A 5,710-nucleotide genomic window follows, 5' to 3' on the forward strand; every position below is an offset into this window, starting at 1 on the left:
GGCCGTCGGCCACCGCGCGTTCGCGCAGCAGTGCCAGGTCCTCCGGCCGGCTGTGCCAGATGGTGAGTCTCTGGAGGGCGGCACGGCGGACCTCCCAGCGGTCGTCGGCCACCGCGCGTTCGCGCAGCAGTGCCAGGTCCTCCGGCCGGCTGTGCCAGATGGTGAGGCTCTGGAGGGCGGCGCGGCGGACCTCCCAGTGGCCGTCGGACGCCGCGCGTTCGAAGACGAGCGCCACGATCCCAGGGTCACGCGACAGGGCCGGATCGAGTCTCTGGAGGGCGGTGCGGCGGACCTGCCAGTGGCTGTCCGTCACAGCCCGGCGCATGAGTCCGGCGGTGAGGAGATCCTTCGCCCGCTCCACGGCGGCGCGACGGGTCTCCCAGTGGCCGGCCGTCACCATGCACTCGCGCAGCAGCGCCGAAGTGGCGGGATCCTCGGGCAGGGCGGTGGCCAGCGCCACCAGCGCGTTCCTGGAGACCGCGGTGTCGCCGGCTCCGGCGGCGGCCAGGTCTCGCAGCCATCGCAGGATCTCCGGGCGGTCGTGGAACGTCTCGGCGAGCGTGGTCAGCGCCGTGCGGCGCACCAGGCCGAAGCCGTGCAGCGCCTGCCGTCGCAGCCAGACGAGGGTGTCGGGATGGTCACGCCAGCCCGCCGCGACGGCCCGCAGCGCGGCGGCGCGGACGTCCTGGTCCGGATCGTGCAGTGCCTGCCGTCTCAGCCGGCCGAGGGTGTCGGGGTGGTCGGGCCAGCCGGCGGCGAGGGCTTGGAGGGCGGCCTTGCGGGTGTCTTCGTCGGGGTCGGTGACGGCGCGTCCGTGCAGGAGGGGGAGGGTGTCGGGGTGGTCGGGCCAGCCGGCGGCGAGGGCCTGGACGGATGTCTGGCGGACCCGCCAGTTCGGGTCGGCCAGGGCGCGCTCGCGCAGGAGGGGGAGGGTCGCGGGGTCTTCCGGCCAGCCTGCGGCGAGGGCCTGCAGAGCCGCGGTCCGCGCGTCGTGTCCGGGGTCGGCCAGGGCGCGCTCGTGCAGGAGGGGGAGGGTGTCGGGGTGGTCGGGCCAGCCGGCGGCGAGGGCTTGGAGGGCGGCCTTGCGGGTGTCTTCGTCGGGGTCGGCCAGGGCGCGTTCGTGCAGGAGGGGGAGGGTGTCGGGGTGGTCGGGCCAGCCGGCGGCGAGGGCTTGGAGGGCGGCCTTGCGGGTGTCTTCGTCGGGGTCGGTGACGGCGCGTTCGTGCAGGAGGGGGAGGGTGTCGGGGTGGTCGGGCCAGCCGGCGGCGAGGGCCTGGACGGATGTCTGGCGGACCCGCCAGTTCGGGTCGGTCAGGGCGCGCTCGCGCAGGAGGGGGAGGGTGTCGGGGTGGTCGGGCCAGCCGGCGGCGAGGGCCTGCAGAGCCGCGGTCCGCGCGTCGTGTCCGGGGTCGGCCAGAGCACGCTCGCGCAGGAACGGGAAGACGCCGGGATGACCGTGCCGGTCTGCGGAGACGGCCTGGATCGCCGTCGTCCGCACATCCGGGTCCGGGTCGGCCAGGGCGCGCTCGCGCAGGAGGGGGAGGGTCGCGGGGTCTTCGGGCCAGCCGGCGGCGAGGGACTGCAGCGTGCCCGAGCGGACCTGCCAGTCCGGGTCGGTCAGGGCGCGCTCGCGCAGGAGGGGGAGGGTCGCGGGGTCTTCCGGCCAGCCGGCGGCGAGGGACTGGACGGCTGTCTGGCGGGTGTTCCAGTGCGGATCGGTGAGGGCGCGCTCGCGCAGCAGCGACAGGAAGTCCGGACTGTCGCCCCAACTGTCGGCGAGTGCCTGGAGGGCGCCGGCCCGCACGTCACCGTGCGGGTCGCCGACGGCGCGGTCGCGCAGGAGGGGGAGGGTGTCGGGGTGGTCGCGCCAGCCGGCGGCGAGGGCCTGGAGAGCGGCCGAGCGGACCCGCCGGTGCGGGTCGCCGACGGCGCGTCCGCGTAACGTCGGCAGGGCGTCGGGATGCTCCCGCCAGCTCTCGGCGATGGCCTGGACCGCCGTCGTCCGCACGTTCTCGTCGGGATCGACGAGGGCGCGGTCGCGCAGGAGGGGGAGGGTGTCGGGGTGGTCGCGCCAGCCCTGCGCCAGAGCCCGCACCGCCCCGTCGCGCATGCTCACGCCGGCCTCGCCCGTGGCCTGCCGGTGAAAACGCTCCCGGAGGCGGTCGTCGTCCGGGAACAGGGCGGCCGCGATCGCCGTCGCCGTCTCCCGGCCCTCGAACGACGTGATCGCCCTCTCCCGGCTGAGGAACCAGCCGAGATAGCGGTCGCGCCCCGGCCACCGGGGCCGGACCGTCCGCAGGAGCGGGGCCAGCTTGCCGGTGAGGAATCCCTCGGGGCCGAAGGCATAGGTGCTCTCCGACTCCTCCAGCCAGGCGATGATCTTCTCGATGACCGCCGCGCCCTGCCGTTCCATCGCTCCCAGGTTGCGGGTCTCGGCGATGCACTCGGCCGCCAGGAGCAGGTGGTGCGGCGATTCGTCGATCTTCGCGAACGGCCACAGCGGGTCCGCCTCACGGGTGAGGTAGTCGACGATCCCGCCGGTGAAACGCTCGTCGATCATTCCGGCCACCAGCAGGAGGACCTCCCGCCACGCGGGATCGCGCCAGTGACGGCCGAACATCTCCGAGACGAGCTCGGCGGGACTCCACTGACGCTTGTTCTGGAACCGCCGGACGATCTCGTCCGCGCAGAAGAACTCCAGGAACGCCCGGTGCACGAACCCGTAGACGCCTCCGCCGTACAGGCTGAGGATGAAGTTGCGCTCCCTGAACTGGCCGAGCATGCCGCGCGCGACGGGCTTGGCGGCGAGGGCGTCGAGCTGGTAGCGGCTGCCCAGGTAGTCGACGAACTCCTCCAGGAGGTCCTCGCCCCGGATGTGGTTGCCGGCCAGTCCCGACCTGCCGCTCTGCATGCGCCAGGCCACCCGGCGCAGCAGCTCCTTCTTGTCCTCGGCGTCGATGTAGCCGGCCGGTATGCGCGCGTCCTCCAGATGCCTGTTGACGTCCCAGTGCTCGACCAGCACGGAGGCCGCGTGGACGTACACCGCCCGCCGCTCACGCGGGAGCTCCTGGCGCCGCCCGATGATCGCCAGGATGGTCAGCAGCAGGGGGTTGCCCGCCAGCTCCCGTATGGACGGCGACTCGGTCATCGCGTGCATCAGCCGGTCCCGCAGATGCCGCGCCTCGTCCCTGCGGTCGTGTATGGCCAGCTCGTACCAGCGCGCGATGAACTCCTCGATCTGGGCGGTGTCCAGGTCCTGGAGCGTGTAGTGCCGGAACCCGGCGTCGCGCAGCTCGGCCCGCCGGTATCCGATGACCCGGCTGGTGACGAGGACCCGCACCTTCGGATAGCGCGTGGCGAATCCGGCGATCTGCCGGGTCACCGTCTCCCGCACCTTCGGGTCGAACAGCTCGTCCAGCCCGTCGAAGATGACGAGCGCCCGCCCGTCCTCGCGGAGATGGCGGTCCAGGGGCTGCGCGGGGAGGCCGGTGCCCTCGGTCCGGTACAGGTGCTCCAGGTATTCCAGGAAGGTCTCGCACCGCGACCGGAGATCGGCGTAGGAGCGCAGCTCCACCAGCAGGGGCAGCCACCCCCTCAGCCCGGCCGGGGCCGGCTCCGTCCCGTCGCCCGTCAGGCCCAGGAGCAGGTATCGCGCCAGCGTCGACTTGCCGGCGCCGGGATCACCCAGCAGCGTGACCAGCCGGTTGCCCGGCTCACCCAGGACGTCCAGCACCGCGCGCCGGGGAGTCTTGTCATAGGTGGTGCGCGCCTGCGCGATCCTGTCGAGGTCGAGCCCCTCCGGAAGGTCCTGTTCCGAGATCTCCTCGGCGCTCAGCAGCCGCCGCCACAGTTCCTTGGACAGTTCGACGGGGGGCGGATCGGCCCTGACGCTCTGCGGGACGAACATCGATCTGAGGAGGACGGGCAGGTGGGCGTCCTGCTCGGCCGGGGTCAGCACCTCCAGGTCGAGCCGCCGGTAGCGCTGTTCCACCCTGGTGAGGTAGGCCGCCCGCGCGATCGCGAACGACTCCTCTCCGGTGGCGGGAGGCCCGGCCGGCGCGGTCCGGGCGCCCAGGCATTCGACGAGCGCGTGGAGGACCCGGCCGCGCAGGTCCTCGGCCGAGGTGAACGTGTCGACCACGATGTCGGACTCCAGCAGGCGCGCCCGGAACGCCTCGACCGGCGCGCGGTCCCTGTCGACGAGCCGCAGAGGGATCGGGACCTCCTCGTCGAGGAGGAACAACAGCCTCGGCATGCCCCGGTCGGAGGCGGAGACGAACTCCAGCTCCGTATAGGAGAGGTCGGTCCCGGGCACCCGGGAGCCGTAGCGGAACCCGATTATCCCCAGGTAGAAATCACACTCTTGAACGCGATTGCGACAATACTCCGCCGGTGCGGTCTCCTGGGCGGAGAAATATCGCATGTCCACCGGTACCAGGCCCGCCCGTGCCACGGCGTCGACAGCCGACTGCACGAACGATCCTGTGGATGGATATTCCGCCATGTCCGATGTGTGGCTGATGAAGACGCTCGGCACGTCACACAAAATACCCTTTATAAAGTCTCTCCCCATACACATTCACGGGCCGTCCCGCGTCCGGCAAAATCGGTGCCGCCGCCGATCGGGTGCCTTTCCACGGACGGCCCGGCCGCGGGTGGAGATGGCGCGGGTCGCGGGGGTGTAGGAGGATCCGACCAGGTCTTCTTCCGATGCTGGAGGCGTCATGTCGGTGTTGCGGAACCTGGTGGAGAGCGTCCGGAACGGCGGGATCGAGGTGATCGACCTGACCGCGCCGCTGTCGTCGGAGACGCCGATCCTGCGCCTGCCCGAGCCGTTCGGGAACACCGTCCCGTTCACGCTGAAGGAGATCAGCCGCTACGACGACCGCGGTCCCGCCTGGTACTGGAACGACATCTCGACCGGTGAGCACACCGGCACGCACTTCGACGCCCCGGTCCACTGGGTCACCGCCCGGGACGGCGACGACGTCTCGCAGGTGCCGGTCGACCGGCTGATCGCCCCGGCCGCGGTGCTCGACCTGGCCGCCGAGGCCGCCGAGGACCCGGACTTCCTGCTGGAGATCGAGCACGTCAAGACCTGGCAGGACGCCAACGGGCCGCTGCCCGAGGGCGGCTGGCTGCTCTACCGCACCGGCTGGGACGCCCGCTCGCACGACCAGGAGCGGTTCCTCAACGCCGACGAGACCGGCCCGCACACTCCCGGCATCTCGGTGGAGTGCGCCAGGTGGCTGGCGGAGGAGACCCCGATCGTCGGGCTCGGCGTGGAGACGGTGGGCACCGACGCGGGCGCCGCGCACGGCTTCGACCCGGCCTTCCCGTGCCACTCCTTCCTGCTCGGCGCGGGGAAGTACGGGCTGACCCAGCTCCGCAACCTCGACCGGCTCCCGGTCACCGGGGCGGTGGTCGTCGCGCCGCCGCTGCCCATCGTCGGCGGCTCGGGCAGCCCGGTGCGCGTGCTGGCCCTGGTCGAACGGTGAACGTCGCCGAGGCCGTGGGCGGTGCCCTCGCCTCGTTCGGCGTGGACACCGTCTTCGGGGTCGTCGGCAGCGGCAACTTCCACGTGACCAACACGCTGGTCGAGCACGGCGTGCGGTTCGTCGCTCGTGGCGGAACTCTTCGGGGTCGGCCGCCAGTTCAGGGTGGCCGGTAGGGTTGTCGAGCACGTTGTTCTCCAGATGTGAGGGGCCCC

3 protein-coding genes are annotated in these 5,710 nt (G+C 72.3%); 2 read left to right on the forward strand and 1 reads right to left on the reverse strand.

Annotated elements, in window-relative coordinates; translation table 11 throughout:
* Positions 1-4,474 (reverse strand): HEAT repeat domain-containing protein (locus ACWDS7_RS46060; protein ID WP_451934448.1); only part of this gene is annotated, 4,474 nt, incomplete at its 3' end.
* A gap of 250 nt (positions 4,475-4,724) precedes the next feature.
* Between ACWDS7_RS46060 and ACWDS7_RS46065 the strand changes: the two genes are divergently transcribed.
* Together ACWDS7_RS46065 and ACWDS7_RS46070 are read left to right on the forward strand one after the other, a co-directional pair.
* On the forward strand, positions 4,725-5,498 hold the full coding sequence (locus ACWDS7_RS46065) for a cyclase family protein (protein WP_451934449.1): 774 nt from the start codon (positions 4,725-4,727) through the stop codon (positions 5,496-5,498).
* Positions 5,495-5,671: a thiamine pyrophosphate-binding protein gene (locus ACWDS7_RS46070; RefSeq protein ID WP_451934450.1), complete on the forward strand. Its 177-nt coding sequence runs from the start codon at positions 5,495-5,497 to the stop codon at positions 5,669-5,671. Before ACWDS7_RS46065 ends, ACWDS7_RS46070 begins: the two co-directional genes overlap by 4 nt.
* The last annotated feature ends 39 nt before the right edge of the window (positions 5,672-5,710 follow it).

It is taken from the genome of Streptosporangium sp. NPDC003464 (assembly GCF_053588315.1).